The 15,289-nt window shown below is 61.0% G+C and carries 14 protein-coding genes; 2 read left to right on the top strand and 12 right to left on the bottom strand.

Features of this window, described 5'->3' with window-relative positions:
- Positions 1–2 precede the first annotated feature (2 nt).
- Complete coding sequence (locus ACOZJV_RS19445) at positions 3–1,361, bottom strand: glutamine synthetase family protein (RefSeq protein WP_078470548.1); 1,359 nt, start codon at positions 1,359–1,361, stop codon at positions 3–5.
- 36 nt (positions 1,362–1,397) lie between these two features.
- Positions 1,398–2,174, bottom strand: coding sequence for a gamma-glutamyl-gamma-aminobutyrate hydrolase family protein (locus ACOZJV_RS19440; RefSeq protein ID WP_421548259.1), 777 nt, complete (start codon positions 2,172–2,174; stop codon positions 1,398–1,400).
- 278 nt (positions 2,175–2,452) lie between these two features.
- Between ACOZJV_RS19440 and ACOZJV_RS19435 the strand changes: the two genes are divergently transcribed.
- Both ACOZJV_RS19435 and ACOZJV_RS19430 read left to right on the top strand, forming a co-directional pair.
- Positions 2,453–3,829: a glutamine synthetase family protein gene (locus ACOZJV_RS19435; RefSeq protein WP_020295897.1), complete on the top strand. Its 1,377-nt coding sequence runs from the start codon at positions 2,453–2,455 to the stop codon at positions 3,827–3,829.
- Between the two features lie 159 nt (positions 3,830–3,988).
- Complete coding sequence (locus tag ACOZJV_RS19430) at positions 3,989–4,621, top strand: TetR/AcrR family transcriptional regulator (RefSeq protein WP_201128467.1); 633 nt, start codon at positions 3,989–3,991, stop codon at positions 4,619–4,621.
- A 74-nt stretch (positions 4,622–4,695) separates the two neighbouring features.
- Here ACOZJV_RS19430 and ACOZJV_RS19425 read toward each other — a convergent pair whose 3' ends face one another.
- The 10 genes from ACOZJV_RS19425 to argE all read right to left on the bottom strand — a co-directional run bounded on the left by ACOZJV_RS19425 (position 4,696) and on the right by argE (position 15,131).
- A complete protein-coding gene (locus tag ACOZJV_RS19425; protein WP_003213899.1) occupies positions 4,696–4,911 on the bottom strand; it encodes a TOBE domain-containing protein in 216 nt (71 codons plus the stop codon).
- Between the two features lie 108 nt (positions 4,912–5,019).
- Positions 5,020–5,826 (bottom strand): aliphatic sulfonates ABC transporter ATP-binding protein, encoded by an 807-nt coding sequence (ssuB, locus tag ACOZJV_RS19420; protein ID WP_201128468.1) that lies wholly within the window; start codon positions 5,824–5,826, stop codon positions 5,020–5,022.
- The gene (gene ssuC / locus ACOZJV_RS19415; RefSeq protein WP_020295900.1) at positions 5,823–6,611 is read right to left on the bottom strand and encodes an aliphatic sulfonate ABC transporter permease SsuC; all 789 of its coding nucleotides are present in this window, start codon (positions 6,609–6,611) and stop codon (positions 5,823–5,825) included. Before ssuC ends, ssuB begins: the two co-directional genes overlap by 4 nt.
- 8 nt (positions 6,612–6,619) lie before the next feature.
- Complete coding sequence (gene ssuD, locus ACOZJV_RS19410) at positions 6,620–7,768, bottom strand: FMNH2-dependent alkanesulfonate monooxygenase (protein WP_020295901.1); 1,149 nt, start codon at positions 7,766–7,768, stop codon at positions 6,620–6,622.
- A gap of 25 nt (positions 7,769–7,793) precedes the next feature.
- Positions 7,794–8,759, bottom strand: coding sequence for a sulfonate ABC transporter substrate-binding protein (locus ACOZJV_RS19405; RefSeq protein ID WP_421548258.1), 966 nt, complete (start codon positions 8,757–8,759; stop codon positions 7,794–7,796).
- A gap of 99 nt (positions 8,760–8,858) precedes the next feature.
- Complete coding sequence (gene ssuE, locus ACOZJV_RS19400; protein WP_020295903.1) at positions 8,859–9,452, bottom strand: NADPH-dependent FMN reductase; 594 nt, start codon at positions 9,450–9,452, stop codon at positions 8,859–8,861.
- Positions 9,453–9,719: 267 nt separating this feature from the next.
- Positions 9,720–10,358, bottom strand: a complete 639-nt coding sequence (locus ACOZJV_RS19395; RefSeq protein ID WP_020295904.1) for a peroxiredoxin — start codon at positions 10,356–10,358, stop codon at positions 9,720–9,722.
- A 270-nt stretch (positions 10,359–10,628) separates the two neighbouring features.
- On the bottom strand, positions 10,629–12,026 hold the full coding sequence (locus ACOZJV_RS19390; RefSeq protein ID WP_421548257.1) for an OprD family porin: 1,398 nt from the start codon (positions 12,024–12,026) through the stop codon (positions 10,629–10,631).
- Between the two features lie 514 nt (positions 12,027–12,540).
- Positions 12,541–13,839, bottom strand: a complete 1,299-nt coding sequence (argA, locus tag ACOZJV_RS19385) for an amino-acid N-acetyltransferase (protein WP_020295906.1) — start codon at positions 13,837–13,839, stop codon at positions 12,541–12,543.
- Between the two features lie 134 nt (positions 13,840–13,973).
- The gene (argE, locus tag ACOZJV_RS19380) at positions 13,974–15,131 is read right to left on the bottom strand and encodes an acetylornithine deacetylase (protein WP_421548256.1); all 1,158 of its coding nucleotides are present in this window, start codon (positions 15,129–15,131) and stop codon (positions 13,974–13,976) included.
- Positions 15,132–15,289 lie beyond the last annotated feature (158 nt).

Genomic DNA, 15,289 nt, shown 5'->3' with positions numbered 1-15,289 from the left:
TGTCAGACGGCGAACAGCAGGAATTCCCGCTCCCATGAGCTGATCACGCGCTTGAAGTTTTCATGCTCGGCCCGCTTGACCGCGACGTAGCCAGTGATGAATTTTTTACCCAGGTATTTTTCGACGGTGGCGCTGTTTTCCATACGCTCCAGCGCGTCTTCGATGGTCAGCGGCAGGCGCAGGTTGCGGCGCTCGTAACCACGACCGACCACCGGCGCGCTTGGATTGATCCCCTCGACCATGCCGATAAAACCGCAGAGCAGGCTCGCGGCAATCGCCAGGTAAGGGTTGGCGTCAGCCCCCGGCAGGCGGTTTTCCACACGACGGTTCTGCGGGCCGGCATCCGGTACGCGCAGGCCGACGGTGCGGTTCTCTTCGCCCCACTCCACGTTCACCGGCGCCGACGTATCGGGCAGGAAGCGGCGGAACGAATTGACGTTCGGTGCGAACAGCGGCAACAGCTCGGGAATCAGCTTCTGCAAACCACCGATGTGGTGCAGGAACAGCTGGCTCATGGTCCCGTCTTCATTGGAGAAGACGTTCTTGCCGGTCTCGATGTCGATGATGCTCTGGTGCAGGTGCATGGCGCTGCCGGGTTCGCCGGTCATGGGCTTGGCCATGAAGGTCGCCGCTACATTGTGCTTGAGCGCGGCCTCGCGCATGGTGCGTTTGAACACCAGGATCTGGTCGGCCAGGGACAGGGCATCGCCGTGACGGAAGTTGATTTCCATCTGCGCCGTGCCGTCTTCGTGAATCAGGGTATCGAGGTCCAGTTCCTGCAGCTCGCACCAGTCGTAGACGTCTTCGAACAACGGGTCGAATTCGTTGGCGGCTTCAATGGAGAACGACTGGCGGCCGGTTTCCGGGCGACCGGAGCGGCCGATGGGCGGCTGCAACGGGAAGTCCGGGTCTTCGCAGCGCTTGGTCAGGTAGAACTCCATCTCCGGCGCGACAATGGGCTGCCAGCCGCGATCGGAGTAGAGCTTCAGGACTTTCTTCAAGACGTTGCGCGGCGACAGCTCGATCGGGTTGCCTTGCTTGTCGTAGGTGTCGTGGATCACCTGCGCCGTGGGCTCGATGGCCCAGGGCACGAGGAATACGGCGTTCTGGTCAGGTCGGCAGATCATGTCGATGTCGGCAGGATCGAGCAGCTCGTAATAGATGTCGTCTTCGACATAGTCGCCGGTGACCGTCTGCAACAGCACGCTCTCGGGCAGGCGCATGCCTTTTTCGGCGATGAACTTGTTGGTCGGCGAGATCTTGCCCCGGGTGATACCGGTCAGATCGCCAATCATGCATTCGACTTCTGTGATCTTGTGGTCTTTCAACCAATCGGTGAGCTGGTCGAGGTTGTTACTCATAAATGCCTCTAGGCTGAGTTTCCTGACTCTTATAAGTCAGGCGTTTTGTGACGCATCGGCGTCGCGTTGTGTTGCCCGCTTGTGGCAGGCCTCACCAAAGGCCTGGAAAATGGCCAGATAGTGAGGGTTGGAGCTTACCTGCCATTCGGGATGCCATTGCACGCCTAAAGCAAAAGCCTTGCCCGCCGTCACGGAAATCGCCTCGATCAAGCCGTCGGGCGCTACCGCCTCGACCCGCAGGCCGGGGGCCGGGCGATCGACGCCCTGGGCGTGGATCGAGTTGACCTGGATCTCGCTCGGCAAGCCCAGGCCGGCCAGTACGCCGCCGGCCTGGATGTGCACGGCATGGGCCGGGGCATACTGCACCTCCAGCGGCTGGCTGGGATCTTCGCGGTGGTCCATATAGGGGCCGACCAGATGAACGTTCTGATGCAGGCTGCCGCCGAAGGCGACGTTCATTTCCTGAAAGCCGCGGCAGATGCCGAGCACTGGAATTCCGGCCGCAACAGCAGCACGAATCAACGGGAGGGTGGTGGCGTCGCGTGCAGAATCATGAGCAGTACCCGGCGCACTGGCCTGGCCCTGGTAATGAAAAGGTTCGATATTGGAAGGGGAGCCGGTAAAGAGAATGCCGTCCAGACCGTCAATAATATCGTTCGGGTCGAGCAGCTCTGCCAGGGCTGGCAGAATCAATGGCAAGCCCTTGGCAGCAACAGCAACTGCGCGGACGTACTTATCGCCACTGATATGATAAGCATGCAGACCGACCTGCTTGGTGCAGGCGGTGACGCCGATTAACGGCAGGCGAGACATGAAGCACCCCGGTATTATTGCTGTTATGGGTTTGAATCGAGCTTAGCCTTGTTCATTTTTTTACACAACACCCCCGTAAAAAATACAACACGGCCCGCTCAAGCCTGCGGTACCGGAGGCAGCTGAAGACGGAAAAACGCCCTGTTTTGCCGCGAAAGTGCCGTGCAAGCGCTTTATTAGGGCGTAAAAGGCCTCACTTGACTTCGGCATGCCGTTCGGGTTGACTGAAACCAGAAAAGATCAATGATTGATATTTTTAACAACAAAGGTGTTGCATCATGTCGGTACCCCCGCGTGCCGTTCAGCTTAACGAAGCGAACGCGTTCCTTAAGGAACATCCTGAGGTTCTGTACGTTGACCTTCTGATTGCGGATATGAATGGTGTGGTGCGCGGCAAGCGCATCGAACGCACCAGCCTCCACAAGGTTTACGAGAAAGGCATCAACCTGCCGGCCTCTCTATTTGCTCTGGATATCAATGGCTCGACGGTGGAAAGCACCGGCCTGGGTCTGGACATCGGTGATGCTGACCGAATCTGTTATCCGATCCCCGATACCCTGTGCAATGAGCCGTGGCAGAAGCGCCCCACCGCGCAACTGTTAATGACCATGCACGAACTCGAAGGCGAACCTTTCTTCGCCGACCCGCGTGAAGTGTTGCGCCAAGTCGTTACAAAATTCGATGACCTGGGCCTGACCATCTGCGCCGCGTTCGAGCTGGAGTTCTACCTGATCGACCAGGAGAACGTGAATGGCCGCCCGCAACCGCCGCGCTCGCCGATCTCCGGCAAACGCCCGCACTCGACACAGGTCTACCTGATCGACGACCTCGACGAATACGTCGACTGCCTCCAGGACATTCTGGAAGGTGCGAAAGAGCAAGGCATCCCGGCTGACGCCATCGTCAAGGAAAGTGCCCCGGCGCAGTTCGAAGTGAACCTGCACCACGTCGCCGACCCGATCAAGGCCTGCGACTACGCAGTACTGCTCAAGCGCCTGATCAAGAACATCGCCTACGACCATGAGATGGACACCACCTTCATGGCCAAGCCTTACCCGGGCCAGGCGGGCAACGGTCTGCACGTGCACATTTCGATTCTGGACAAAGACGGCAAGAATATTTTTGCCAGTGAGGATCCCGAGCAGAACGCCGCATTGCGTCACGCGATCGGCGGTGTGCTCGAGACCCTACCGGCGCAGATGGCTTTCCTCTGCCCGAACGTCAACTCGTACCGTCGTTTCGGCGCTCAGTTCTACGTGCCGAACTCGCCGTGCTGGGGCCTGGACAACCGCACCGTGGCGATCCGCGTCCCGACCGGTTCGTCCGATGCCGTGCGCATCGAACACCGCGTAGCCGGCGCCGACGCCAACCCGTACCTGCTGATGGCTTCGGTCCTCGCAGGCGTGCACCACGGCCTGACCAACAAGATCGAGCCGGGGGCGCCGGTTGAAGGCAACTCCTACGAGCAGAACGAGCAAAGCCTGCCGAACAACCTGCGCGATGCCCTGCGCGAGTTGGACGACAGCGAAGTCATGGCCAAGTACATCGACCCGAAATACATCGATATCTTTGTCGCCTGTAAAGAGAGCGAGCTGGAGGAGTTCGAACACTCCATCTCCGACCTCGAATACAACTGGTACCTGCATACCGTGTAAACGGTTGCGATAAAAACAACGCCGCAGGCTTCAGCGCCTGCGGCGTTTTTTTATGGGTCGCCACCGGGCGCTTTTATCAGCGGCGGTGCGCGACGGTGTCCTGGCAGACAACACTCCACCCTGCTCGTACAATGCCCGCTGCCCAGTGAGGAGACTTCGATGACCCGCCCCGCCCCCCTTCGCAAACCCCGCGCTCGCAGCCAGGCCCGCATCGACTCGATCCTCGATGCCGCCCGCACCCTGCTGGCCGCCGAGGGCGTGGCCAGCCTGTCGATCTACAGCGTGGCGGAACGGGCGCAGATCCCGCCGTCGTCGGTCTACCACTTCTTCGCCAGCGTCCCGGCGTTGCTGGAGGCTCTCACCGCCGATGTCCACGCCGCCTTTCGCGCCTGTCTGCAAGAACCCATCGAAACCACCCGCCTGCACAGCTGGCGCGATCTCTCGCGCCTGGTGGAGCAACGCATGCTCGCCATCTACAGCGAGGATGCCGCGGCCCGCCAGTTGATCCTCGCCCAGCACGGCCTGACCGAAGTCACCCAGGCCGACCGCCAGCACGACCTTGAGCTGGGCGACCTGATGCACACTCTATTCGATCGGCATTTCCAGTTGCCGGCGCTGCCGACCGATGTCGACGTGTTCGCCCTGGCCATGGAGCTGGGCGATCGGGTCTATGCGCGCTCGGTGCAACAGCACGGCCAAATCACCCCGCGCATGGCTGAGGAAGGCATGCGGGTGTTCGACGCCTACCTGGGGCTGTACCTGCCGCCGTACCTGGCCAAACGCGAGGCGTGACCCGCCGCTTGCCCGGGCGCCCATAAAAAAGCCCCGAAGGGCTCACACCCGTCGAGGCTGTCTCAACACCGCGATCACAACTTGGCGATCGACACCTCGGTGGATTTCACGAACGCGATCACTTCGCTGCCGATCACCAGCTCCAGCTCCTTGACCGAACGGGTGGTGATCACCGACGTGACGATGCCGGAGGCCGTCTGCACGTCGATTTCCGACAGCACGTCGCCTTCGACGATTTCCTTGATGGTGCCTTTGAACTGGTTACGGACGTTGATGGCTTTGATAGTCATGCGATTTCTCCTAGGGTCGAAAATAAGCGGCAAGTGGCGAGCTTCAAGCAGCAAGTAAAAGCGCCGTGCTCTTGCTTGCCGCTGGACGCTTGCAACGTGCAGCGGCTCTTACTGTGCCCAGCGTAATTGCGTGGGCAAGGGTGAAACAGGTTCCGGCTCCGGGGGTGACCCGGGCAGCGACAGCACACGATTCAGGACTTCGGTTTCCAGCGCCGCCAGGCGATGCGAACCACGGGCCCGAGGGCGCGGCAGGTCCACCAGCAGGTCGAGGCCGACTTCACCGTCTTCGATCAGGATCACGCGGTCGGCAATGGCCACCGCTTCGCTGACGTCATGGGTGACCAGCAACACCGTGAAGCCATGTTTTTGCCACAGGCCTTCGATCAGCTGCTGCATCTCGATCCGGGTCAAGGCGTCCAGGGCACCCAGGGGCTCATCCAGCAACAGCAGGCGCGGCTGGTGGATCAAGGCGCGGGCCAGGGCCACGCGCTGTTTCTGCCCGCCGGAAAGCGCCGCCGGCCATTCCTGAGCCCGATCCGCCAGGCCGACCGCCTCCAGGGCCTGCAACGCCTGCGGACGCCAGTTGCCCTTGAGGCCAAGGCCGACGTTGTCGATGACCTTTTTCCAAGGCAGCAGGCGCGCCTCCTGGAACATCAGCCGGGTGTCTTCAATCGCCTCGCTGAGCGCTGCCGACCCCGCCAGCAGCTCGCCGGCCGTGGGCTTGTCGAGACCGGCCAGCAGGCGCAGCAAGGTGCTCTTGCCGCAGCCGCTGCGACCGACCACGGCCACGAACTGCCCGGCCGGAATATGCAGGTCGACCTCGCGCAACACCTGGCGCGAGCCAAAAGTCTTTTGCAGCTTGCGCACTGCCAGCGGAATGCCGCGCAGCAGGCGTGGAGGTTGTTGAGCCGTCATTGCGCACCGCCTTTAGCCACTTGATAGGCCGGATGCCAACGCAACCAGACACGTTCCAGGCCGCGGGCGGCCAGGTCGGCCAGCTTGCCGAGCACGGCGTACAGGACGATCGCCAGTACCACCACGTCGGTCTGCAGGAATTCCCGGGCGTTCATTGCCAGGTAACCGATGCCGGAGCTGGCAGAGATGGTTTCCGCCACGATCAGGGTCAGCCACATAAAGCCCAGGGCAAACCTCACCCCCACCAGAATCGATGGCAGCGCACCCGGCAGGATCACCTGGCGGAACAGGCTGAAGCCGGACAGGCCGTAGCTGCGGGCCATTTCCACCAGCGCCGGATCGACGTTGCGGATGCCGTGATAGGTGTTGAGGTAGATCGGGAACAACGTCCCCAAGGCCACCAGGAAGATTTTTGCCGACTCATCAATGCCGAACCACAGGATCACCAGCGGGATCAGCGCCAGGTGCGGCACGTTGCGAATCATCTGCACCGAGCTGTCCAGCAGGCGCTCGCCCCACTTCGACAGGCCAGTGATAAAGCCCAGGGCCAGGCCGATGCCGCCGCCGATCAGGAAGCCGATCGCCGCGCGCCAGCCGCTGATGGCCAGGTGGGTCCAGATTTCGCCGCTGCGAATCAGGCTGACCCCGGCTTCAATCACGGCGCTCGGTGCCGGCAGGATCCGCGTCGATAACCAGCCCGCCGACACCGACAGCTGCCACACCGCCAGCAGCAATACCGGCAAGGCCCACGGCGCCAGCCGATGGAATACGTTTTGACTGTTCATGGCCGCGCTCAGCTCTGGGACACAGCTTTGGGAAGGATGTCGTTGGCCACCATCTCGCCGAACGGGCTCACGTAACCGCTGCTTTTGGGCAATTCGGGACGCTCGATATCCAGGTGCGGGAACAGCAGTTCGGCAACCCGATAAGCCTCTTCCAGGTGTGGGTAACCGGAGAAGATAAAGGTGTCGATACCCAGGTCCGCGTACTCCTGCATGCGCGCTGCCACCGTCGGCCCGTCGCCGACCAGGGCGGTGCCGGCACCACCGCGCACCAGGCCGACGCCGGCCCAGAGGTTGGGGCTGACTTCCAGCTGGTCGCGGTTGCCGCCATGCAAGGCTGCCATGCGCTGCTGGCCAACCGAATCAAAGCGCGCCAGCGAGGCCTGGGCCCGGGCGATGGTGTCGTCGTCCAGGTGGGAAATCAGGCGCTCGGCGGCTTGCCAGGCTTCGTCGTTGGTTTCACGCACGATCACATGCAGGCGAATACCAAAGCGCACGGTGCGCCCCAGCTTGGCCGCCTTGGCCCGCACCTGTTCGATCTTCTCGGCCACCGCCGCCGGGGGCTCGCCCCAGGTCAGGACCATCTCCACCTGCTCGGCCGCGAGATCCTGGGCCGCTTCCGACGAACCGCCAAAGTACAGCGGCGGGCGCGGTTGCTGGATGGGCGGGTACAGCAGCTTGGCGCCCTTCACACTGATGTGCTGGCCGTCGTAGTCGACGGTTTCACCTTCCAGTACCCGGCGCCAGATGCGGGTGAACTCCACGGAAGCCTGGTAACGCTCTTCATGGCTCAGGAACAACCCATCGCCGGCCAATTCATCCGGATCGCCACCCGTCACCAGGTTGAACAACGCCCGGCCACCGGACAGGCGATCCAGGGTCGCTGCCTGACGCGCCGCCACCGTCGGGGAAATGATCCCGGGGCGCAGGGCTACCAGGAATTTCAGGCGCTGGGTCACGGGGATCAACGAGGCGGCCACCAGCCAGGAGTCCTCGCAGGAACGTCCGGTAGGGATCAGCACCCCGCCAAAGCCAAGACGATCGGCGGCCTGGGCAATCTGCTGCAGGTAACCGTGATCGACGGCCCGTGCGCCTTCGGCGGTGCCAAGGTAATGGCCGTCACCGTGGGTAGGCAGGAACCAGAAAATATTGAGGCTCATGGAGTTGTCTCCTAAGGGGTTCGAGTTACGGCGCTTTGGCAACGGCGGCAGGTGGGGTCCAGATCACATCCTTGATGCTCAACGGCTTGGGAATCAGCTTGAGCTGGTAGAAGCTGTCGGCGATTTTCTGCTGCGCGACCACCACCTCGGGGGTCAGGAACAGCGCGCCGTAGCCCTGGCGCTTGACCGACGTCAGGGTGATGTCGGCGGGCAGGCCCAGCAGCGGCGACACCTGTTTGGTCACCTCCTCGGGGTTGGCCTTGGACCATTCACCGACTGCGCGCACTTCTTCCACCAGGGCCTTGATCACCTCAGGGTGTTGCTCGGCGTAGGGCTTGGTTGCCAAGTAGAACTGGTGGTTGTCGACGATGCCGCTGCCATCGCGCAGGGTGCGCGCTTGCAACTGTTGCTCGGCGGCGGCCTGGTACGGGTCCCAGATCACCCAGGCATCGACACTGCCGCGCTCGAAAGCGGCACGGGCATCGGCGGGTGGCAGGAAAATGGTCTGGATATCGCTGTATTTCAGACCTGCATCTTCCAGGGCCCGCACCAGCAGGTAATGCACGTTGGAGCCTTTGTTGAGCACCACCTTCTTGCCCTTGAGGTCCTGCACCGACTTGATCGGCGAGCCCTTGGGCACCAGGATCGCTTCGCTGGTCGGTGCCGGCGGCTCGTAAGCCACGTAGAGCAGATCGGCACCGGCGGCCTGGGCGAACACCGGCGGGGTTTCACCGGTCACACCGAAGTCGATCGAACCGACATTGAGCCCTTCAAGCAGCTGCGGGCCACCGGGGAACTCGGTCCACTGCACGTCGACGCCTTGCGCCGCCAGGCGTTTCTCCAGGGAGCCTTTGGCCTTGAGCAGCACCAGGGTGCCGTATTTCTGATAACCGATACGCAGGCTTTCAGCCTGGGCTTGGGTGATGGCGCCGAAGGACACAGCCGCAATAAACAGAGCGACCAGACCGCGACGCAAAACTACAGGGCGCATGGCGCTCTCCTTTTGCTGTGGGGTTTTTGGCTGCACCTGCTTGGCCGTTAGCGGCTGAGTAAGGTGAGTACTGCAAAATTCGGGTTAGGCGGTTGCGGCTCAAATGCTCCAGCGAGCACTCAACAAACGTTCATTCAAGATATGCGGATCCAGCGGCTTGGGACGGCGTGCCATGGCGCTGTGGAACTGCTCCAGGGCCTCACTCAGACGCTGCTCCAGAGCCGGAGCCAGTTGCGCCTGGGCACTGCCTTCGCCGTAGGCGATCTGGCTGTCCTCGGCAAAAATGCCGTGCAGCATTTCCTGGGCCTTGAGCGCCGACAGCACCGGCTTGAGCGCGTAATCCACTGCCAGCATGTGGGCGATGCTGCCACCCGTGGCCATTGGCAATACCACCTTGTGACTCAGGGCGCGTTCGGGCAGCAGATCGAGCACGGTCTTCAACGCGCCGGAGAACGACGCCTTGTACACCGGCGTGGCAATCAGCAAGCCGTCGGCCTGGTCGATCTGTTGCAACAGGTCGATCACTTTCGGGCTGTCGAAGCGGGCGTGCAGCAGATCTTCGGCCGGGAAGTCCCGTACCTGATAGCTGACAACTTCCACACCGTGCTGCTGCAACCAGCGCCTGGAGTGATCCAGCAGCACCCCGGAACGGGAGCGTTGGCTGGGACTTCCACCGAGTGAGACGACCAGCATGCAGAGGTTTCCTTGAGGGCTGAAAGCGATTCGCGGTTTGCGATCTCGCTGAATGGGACAGACCTTAACAGTCAATTTATATATCTATAAATCTTATTTTTTCATTTGTTTATTCTTAAAAAGAATATAAGAAGCAAAATCTTCCAGGCAAAAAAATAGGCCGTCAAGACGGCCTTAAACCCCTGCTTCATGATTCTGCAAAGCCCAGGGGGAGCGGGCATGGCAGCCCATAGTCGGTGGCCGGCGCCGCGGCTCCCCCAGGCGCGATTAACGATTGGGCTGTGGCGTCAGGCGCAGGTAGGGCTTCACTGCGCGGTAACCTTTAGGGAAGCGTTTCTTGATTTCGTCTTCGTCCTTGAGGGACGGCACGATCACCACTTCATCACCGTCCTGCCAGTTGGCGGGAGTCGCCACCTTGTAGTTGTCGGTGAGCTGCAGCGAGTCGATCACCCGCAGGATCTCGTGGAAATTGCGCCCGGTGCTGGCCGGGTAGGTGATGGTCAGGCGGATTTTCTTGTTCGGATCGATCACGAACAGCGAACGCACGGTCAGGGTGTCGTTGGCATTGGGGTGGATCAGGTCGTAGAGGTCGGACACCTTGCGATCGGCGTCGGCCAGGATCGGGAAGTTGACGATAGTGTTCTGGGTTTCGTTGATGTCCTCGATCCACTTGTGGTGCGAGTCCACCGGGTCCACCGACAGGGCAATGGCCTTGACCCCACGTTGGGCGAATTCGTCCTTGAGCTTGGCGGTAAAGCCCAGCTCCGTGGTGCACACCGGGGTGAAGTCCGCCGGGTGGGAAAACAGCACGCCCCAGCTGTCGCCGAGCCATTCGTGAAAACGGATCTTGCCGGCGCTGGAATCCTGCTCGAAATCGGGGGCGATGTCGCCCAGTCTTAGGCTCATGGGTGCTGCTCCTGTGAGTGCGGTATGCAGCTACTCTGCCTGCACTGGAGCTTATTTAAAAAGAATAAATATCGATTTATTCAGATCATAAAGGAATATTAAAAATCTATTCACTGGACCCACGAGCAGGCGAAGACCACCATTCTCATCAGGGTTCGAGAAGGCCTTGAGTGGTTGCAAAGAGGGGATTCGGGAAGGGCTCGCGGGGGTGGGCCCGACTTGAAACAGCACCACGCCCGGCATTGCGCCGGGCGTGGTTTTAACGCGGTATTACAACAGCGGCAGCGAGTAACTGACGATCAGACGGTTTTCGTCCTGGTCGCGCTGGCCCGGTACATCGTTGCGCCACATGGCGTTTTTCCAGGTCAGACCCAGGTTTTTCAACGGGCCTTCCGGAATAACGTAGGCAACGGTCAGGTCGCGTTCCCATTCGGAGCGGCCGGAGCCTGCAACGGAACGGTTCGCCGCTACGGTGTCGATGTTATCGCCACGCAGGTAGATCACACCGGCGGTCAGGCCTGGTGCACCCAGCTTGGCGAAGTCGTAAGCGTAACGCGCCTGCCAGGTACGCTCGCCAGCGCGGTTGAACTTGGCGATCTGCATGTCAGTGGTCAGGTAAGCCGAAGCGCCGTCACCCTGGTTCAGGAACGGGAAGTCACTGCTGCCGTTGCTGACCTGGTAACCGCCACCGAAGGTATGACCGGCGACCGAGTACAGGAACAGGCCGCTGTACAGGTTGTTATCGACTTTGCCTTTACCGCTAGGCACACCGGAGTAGTTGCCGGAGGTGTAGTAGGCCGCTTCGTGGCCGTTGGCACCGTCGTCACGGCTATTGAAGTAACGCAGGTCGGACTTCAATACGCCAGGGCCGATCGCCCAGTTATGGGTCAGACCCAGGAAGTGCTGTTTGTAGAAGTCTTCCAGATTGCCGTAGTAGTACTGGGCAGTCAGGTCTTTGGTGATTTTGTAGTCACCACCACCGTAGTAGAACTTGTTGCTGAACTTGCCATTGCCAAAGTTGGAACCACCGTTGGCGCCCGCAATGGACAGGTTTTCATTGTTGCTGGAGTTACGACCTTTGGCTTTCTCGATCTGACCACCGACCAGAGTCAGGTCCTTGATGTCGTTGGAAGTGATCTGGCCGCCCTGGAAGGTTTGCGGCAGCAAACGCCCATCGTTGGTCACGATAACCGGCAGCTTTGGCTGCAGGGTGCCGAGTTTGAGCTCGGTCTGGGAAATCTTGGCTTTGGCAGTCAGGCCCAGGCTGGAGTAGTTATCAACCGCTTCGCCGTTGGACTTGCTTGGGAAAACAGTACCGCCATAGGAGCCGGAGTTTGTACCGGAACGAGCAGTTGCACCGTTAGTGCCGCCACCGGAATCCAGTTTTATGCCCAGCAAACCAATGGCATCAATACCGAAACCCACGGTGCCTTGGGTGTAACCGGAAGTGAAGTTGAGCTGGAAGCCCTGACCCCATTCCTCAGCCTTGCTCTGCACACCATTAGCCTTGTTGGCGGCCGAACCAGCAGCGGAGTCACGGTTATCGTTGTTGATATAGAAGTTACGCAGACCCAAGGTTGCCTTGCTGTCTTCGATAAAACCAGCGGCGCCTGCTTGCTGCGCCAAAACCCCTACGGCCACAGCCAGGGCCAAGGTGGACTTATTCATGTTTCGCTCCTCGTTTCTAATTTTTGTGGTTCTTTGGCCCTGGGTCGTACGCCCGGATCCACAGATGCGCGATTAGCGCCAGACCGTGACTGATAAGTCAATCGCAACTATCGGCGTCTACGACCATGGTCTAATCGTGCTGATTTGGTCCCTGCAGGGTAATGAATTCCTCATAAACCCAAAAAGAATTATTTCATTCTTTTTCATACCATTCAGGAATATGCCTTGGCGTGCCGTAAGCCAGCCGAATCATCCACATCGGCTACCGAGCCAATTCCTTAATGGTATTTCCCATAAATGCTTAAGACCGATCTGATTTGGCGCAAGTAAATACGTCAAACCAGGTCAGAAAAGCGACGCCATCATGGCGAAGAGCTCATCCTCCCGTCAATTTGTTACAGTTTATGTGTCGAACAGACTTTTTTTTGCAACATTGCCGCTATACGCCTGACACATGCCGCTGCAGGACAGCGGCGAGTGCGCCCCCGCCGATACGGCGGGGACGAGCAGGGTTTCAGAGTGCTTTTTCGAAGATTTTCGAGTTGCGCTGGTAGTTGTACAGCGAGGCCCGCGCCGATGGCAGGCGCTCGACACTGCTGGGCACAAAGCCGCGCTCGCGAAACCAGTGCGCGGTGCGCGTGGTCAGTACGAACAGGGTTTTCAGCCCTTGAGCCCGGGCCCGGGTTTCAATCCTTTCCAACAGTTCATCGCCGCGACGGCCGTGGCGGTACTCGGGGTTCACCGCCAGGCACGCCAACTCGCCGGCATCGGAGTCGGCGATCTGATACAGCGCCGCGCAGGCAATGATCATCCCTTCGCGCTCGACCACGCTGAACTGCTCGATTTCACGCTCCAGCACTTCCCGCGAGCGGCGCACCAGAATCCCCTGTTCTTCCAGCGGGCTGATCAGATCCAGCAAACCGCCGACATCCTCGATGGCTGCCTCGCGCACCAGCTCGAACTGCTCCTGGGCCACCAGGGTGCCGCCGCCGTCGCGGGTAAAAAGCTCGGTCAGCAGCGCACCATCTTCGGCGTAGCTGACGATATGGCTGCGCCCCACGCCACCGCGACAGGCTTCGGCAGCGGCATCCAGCAGTTCGGCCTGGTAATTGGCCCCCAGGCGCTGCAAGTGCGCGGGCACCTGTTGCGGCCGCAGCTCGCGCACCAGCTTGCCGTTTTCGTCGATCAGCCCGCGGTCGGCGCCAAACAGCAGCAACTTGTCGGCCGCCAAGTCGATGGCGGCGCGGGTGGCGACGTCTTCGCAGGCGAGGTTGAAGATCTCCCCGGTCGGCGAGTAACCCAGGGGCGACAGCAGCACGATCGAGCGCTCGTCCAGCAGGCGGTTGATGCCCTTGCGGTCGACCCGCCGCACTTCACCGGTGTGGTGGAAGTCCACGCCTTCGAGCACGCCGATCGGCCGCGCCGTCACCAGATTGCCGCTGGCGACCCGCAGGCGCGAGCCCTGCATCGGCGACGAGGCCATGTCCATGGACAAGCGTGCCTCGATGGCAATCCGCAGATGGCCGACCGCATCGATCACGCACTCAAGGGTCGCGGCATCGGTAATGCGCAGGCCGTGGTGGTAATGGGGGGTCAGGCCTCGCGCAGCCAGGCGGGTTTCAATCTGCGGCCGCGAACCGTGCACCAGCACCAGGCGTACGCCCAGGCTGTGCAACAGCACCAGGTCGTGGACGATATTGCCGAAGTTGGGATGATCAACCCCATCGCCGGGCAACATGACGACGAAGGTGCAATCGCGGTGGGCGTTGATGTAAGGAGAAGCGTGACGAAGCCAATTGACGTATTCGGGCATGAACCTGAGCCTTAATAAAAAGCAGCCTATAAAAGGGTGAAACAGAGAACGCACATCGGGCTGATGGTTATCGTCGGAACAGGCTTGGCGACACGCTGACTCTCCTTATAGGTACGGACCTGGGCACCGGCGCTTTACTGGGGTTGGGCCGGCGTCAGGCAATAATGTTCGATCAGTTCACGTAATAGATGCACGGTAGGCTGCAAGCGTGACATTTCGAGGTACTCCCCCGGTTGATGCGCACAGGCGATGTCACCAGGGCCCAGTACCAGGGTCTCGCAGCCAAGGCGCTGAAGATAAGGCGCTTCGGTGCCAAACGCCACCGCTTCGGCGCGATGCCCGGTCAGTCGTTCGGCCACCCGCACCAGTTCGGCATCTTCCGCCTGTTCAAAGGGCGGCACTTCGGGGAACAGTGGCGCGTAGTCGATCTTCACCTGATGGCGCTCGGCCAGGGGTTCCAGTTTCTGCCGAATGGCCGCGCGCAGCATCTGCGGGTCCATGCCCGGCAAAGGCCGCAGGTCGAATTCCAGGGAACACTGGCCGCAAATTCGATTGGGGTTGTCGCCGCCGTGGATGCAACCGAAGTTCATGGTTGGCTGCGGCACACTGAATTGCGGGTTGCGAAATTCGCGCTGCCACGCCAGTCGCAGGCCGCGCAGCTCGCCGATGGCGTCATGCATCGCCTCCAGCGCGCTGTGGCCCAGGCGCGGGTCAGAGGAGTGCCCGCTCTGCCCGAGGATGTCGATGCGTTCCATCATCACCCCCTTGTGCAGGCGGATCGGCTTGAGCCCGGTGGGCTCACCGATCACCGCAGCGCGGCCCAGTGGCCGACCGGCTTCGGCCAGGGCGCGGGCCCCGGCCATGGAGCTTTCCTCGTCACAGGTGGCCAGAATCAGCAGCGGTTGCTTGAACGGCTGGTCCAGCAGCGGCTGGACCGCCTCGATCACCAGGGCAAAAAAGCCCTTCATGTCACAGCTGCCCAGGCCGATCCAGCGCCCGTCGACTTCGGTCAGTTTCAAGGGGTCGGTCTGCCACAAGGCTTCGTCGAATGGCACGGTATCGCTATGACCTGCCAGGACCAGCCCGCCCGGGCCGCTGCCGAAGCTGGCCAGCAGGTTGAACTTGCCGGGGCTGACCTGCTGGATATCACAGGCAAACCCCAGGTCACCGAGCCAGGCGGCAAGCAGGTCGATCACTGCACGATTGGATTGATCCAGCGCCGCCTGGGTGCAGCTGACGGACAGTGCGGCAATCAGCGCGGCGAACTGGTCTTTCATGGACGGCAATGGCATGCGCTGGCTCCCGACGGCAAAGATGAGGCTCATCATAGAGCCATCTTGCGACAGGAATAAACCGGCGCGGCACCTCCAGGCGCCTTGTCCTGTACACTGCACGGCCTTGGCAGCCACACATTCCCCTGGCTGCGCTCCCGATTCTGGATTTTCCGGCC

This window comes from Pseudomonas sp. QD4 (assembly GCF_049199125.1).
Taxonomy (GTDB): Bacteria; Pseudomonadota; Gammaproteobacteria; order Pseudomonadales; family Pseudomonadaceae; genus Aquipseudomonas.
This window is presented reverse-complemented; position numbering and strand designations above follow the sequence as displayed.

What these genes read in the sequence shown, in the direction of transcription:
- ACOZJV_RS19445 (WP_078470548.1), bottom strand. Translation starts at nt 1,361, where the DNA reads ATGAGTAACAACCTCGACCAGCTCACCGATTGGTTGAAAGACCACAAG.
- ACOZJV_RS19440 (WP_421548259.1), bottom strand. Translation starts at nt 2,174, where the DNA reads ATGTCTCGCCTGCCGTTAATCGGCGTCACCGCCTGCACCAAGCAGGTC.
- ACOZJV_RS19435 (WP_020295897.1), top strand. Translation starts at nt 2,453, where the DNA reads ATGTCGGTACCCCCGCGTGCCGTTCAGCTTAACGAAGCGAACGCGTTC.
- ACOZJV_RS19430 (WP_201128467.1), top strand. Translation starts at nt 3,989, where the DNA reads ATGACCCGCCCCGCCCCCCTTCGCAAACCCCGCGCTCGCAGCCAGGCC.
- ACOZJV_RS19425 (WP_003213899.1), bottom strand. Translation starts at nt 4,911, where the DNA reads ATGACTATCAAAGCCATCAACGTCCGTAACCAGTTCAAAGGCACCATC.
- ssuB (WP_201128468.1), bottom strand. Translation starts at nt 5,826, where the DNA reads ATGACGGCTCAACAACCTCCACGCCTGCTGCGCGGCATTCCGCTGGCA.
- ssuC (WP_020295900.1), bottom strand. Translation starts at nt 6,611, where the DNA reads ATGAACAGTCAAAACGTATTCCATCGGCTGGCGCCGTGGGCCTTGCCG.
- ssuD (WP_020295901.1), bottom strand. Translation starts at nt 7,768, where the DNA reads ATGAGCCTCAATATTTTCTGGTTCCTGCCTACCCACGGTGACGGCCAT.
- ACOZJV_RS19405 (WP_421548258.1), bottom strand. Translation starts at nt 8,759, where the DNA reads ATGCGCCCTGTAGTTTTGCGTCGCGGTCTGGTCGCTCTGTTTATTGCG.
- ssuE (WP_020295903.1), bottom strand. Translation starts at nt 9,452, where the DNA reads ATGCTGGTCGTCTCACTCGGTGGAAGTCCCAGCCAACGCTCCCGTTCC.
- ACOZJV_RS19395 (WP_020295904.1), bottom strand. Translation starts at nt 10,358, where the DNA reads ATGAGCCTAAGACTGGGCGACATCGCCCCCGATTTCGAGCAGGATTCC.
- ACOZJV_RS19390 (WP_421548257.1), bottom strand. Translation starts at nt 12,026, where the DNA reads ATGAATAAGTCCACCTTGGCCCTGGCTGTGGCCGTAGGGGTTTTGGCG.
- argA (WP_020295906.1), bottom strand. Translation starts at nt 13,839, where the DNA reads ATGCCCGAATACGTCAATTGGCTTCGTCACGCTTCTCCTTACATCAAC.
- argE (WP_421548256.1), bottom strand. Translation starts at nt 15,131, where the DNA reads ATGCCATTGCCGTCCATGAAAGACCAGTTCGCCGCGCTGATTGCCGCA.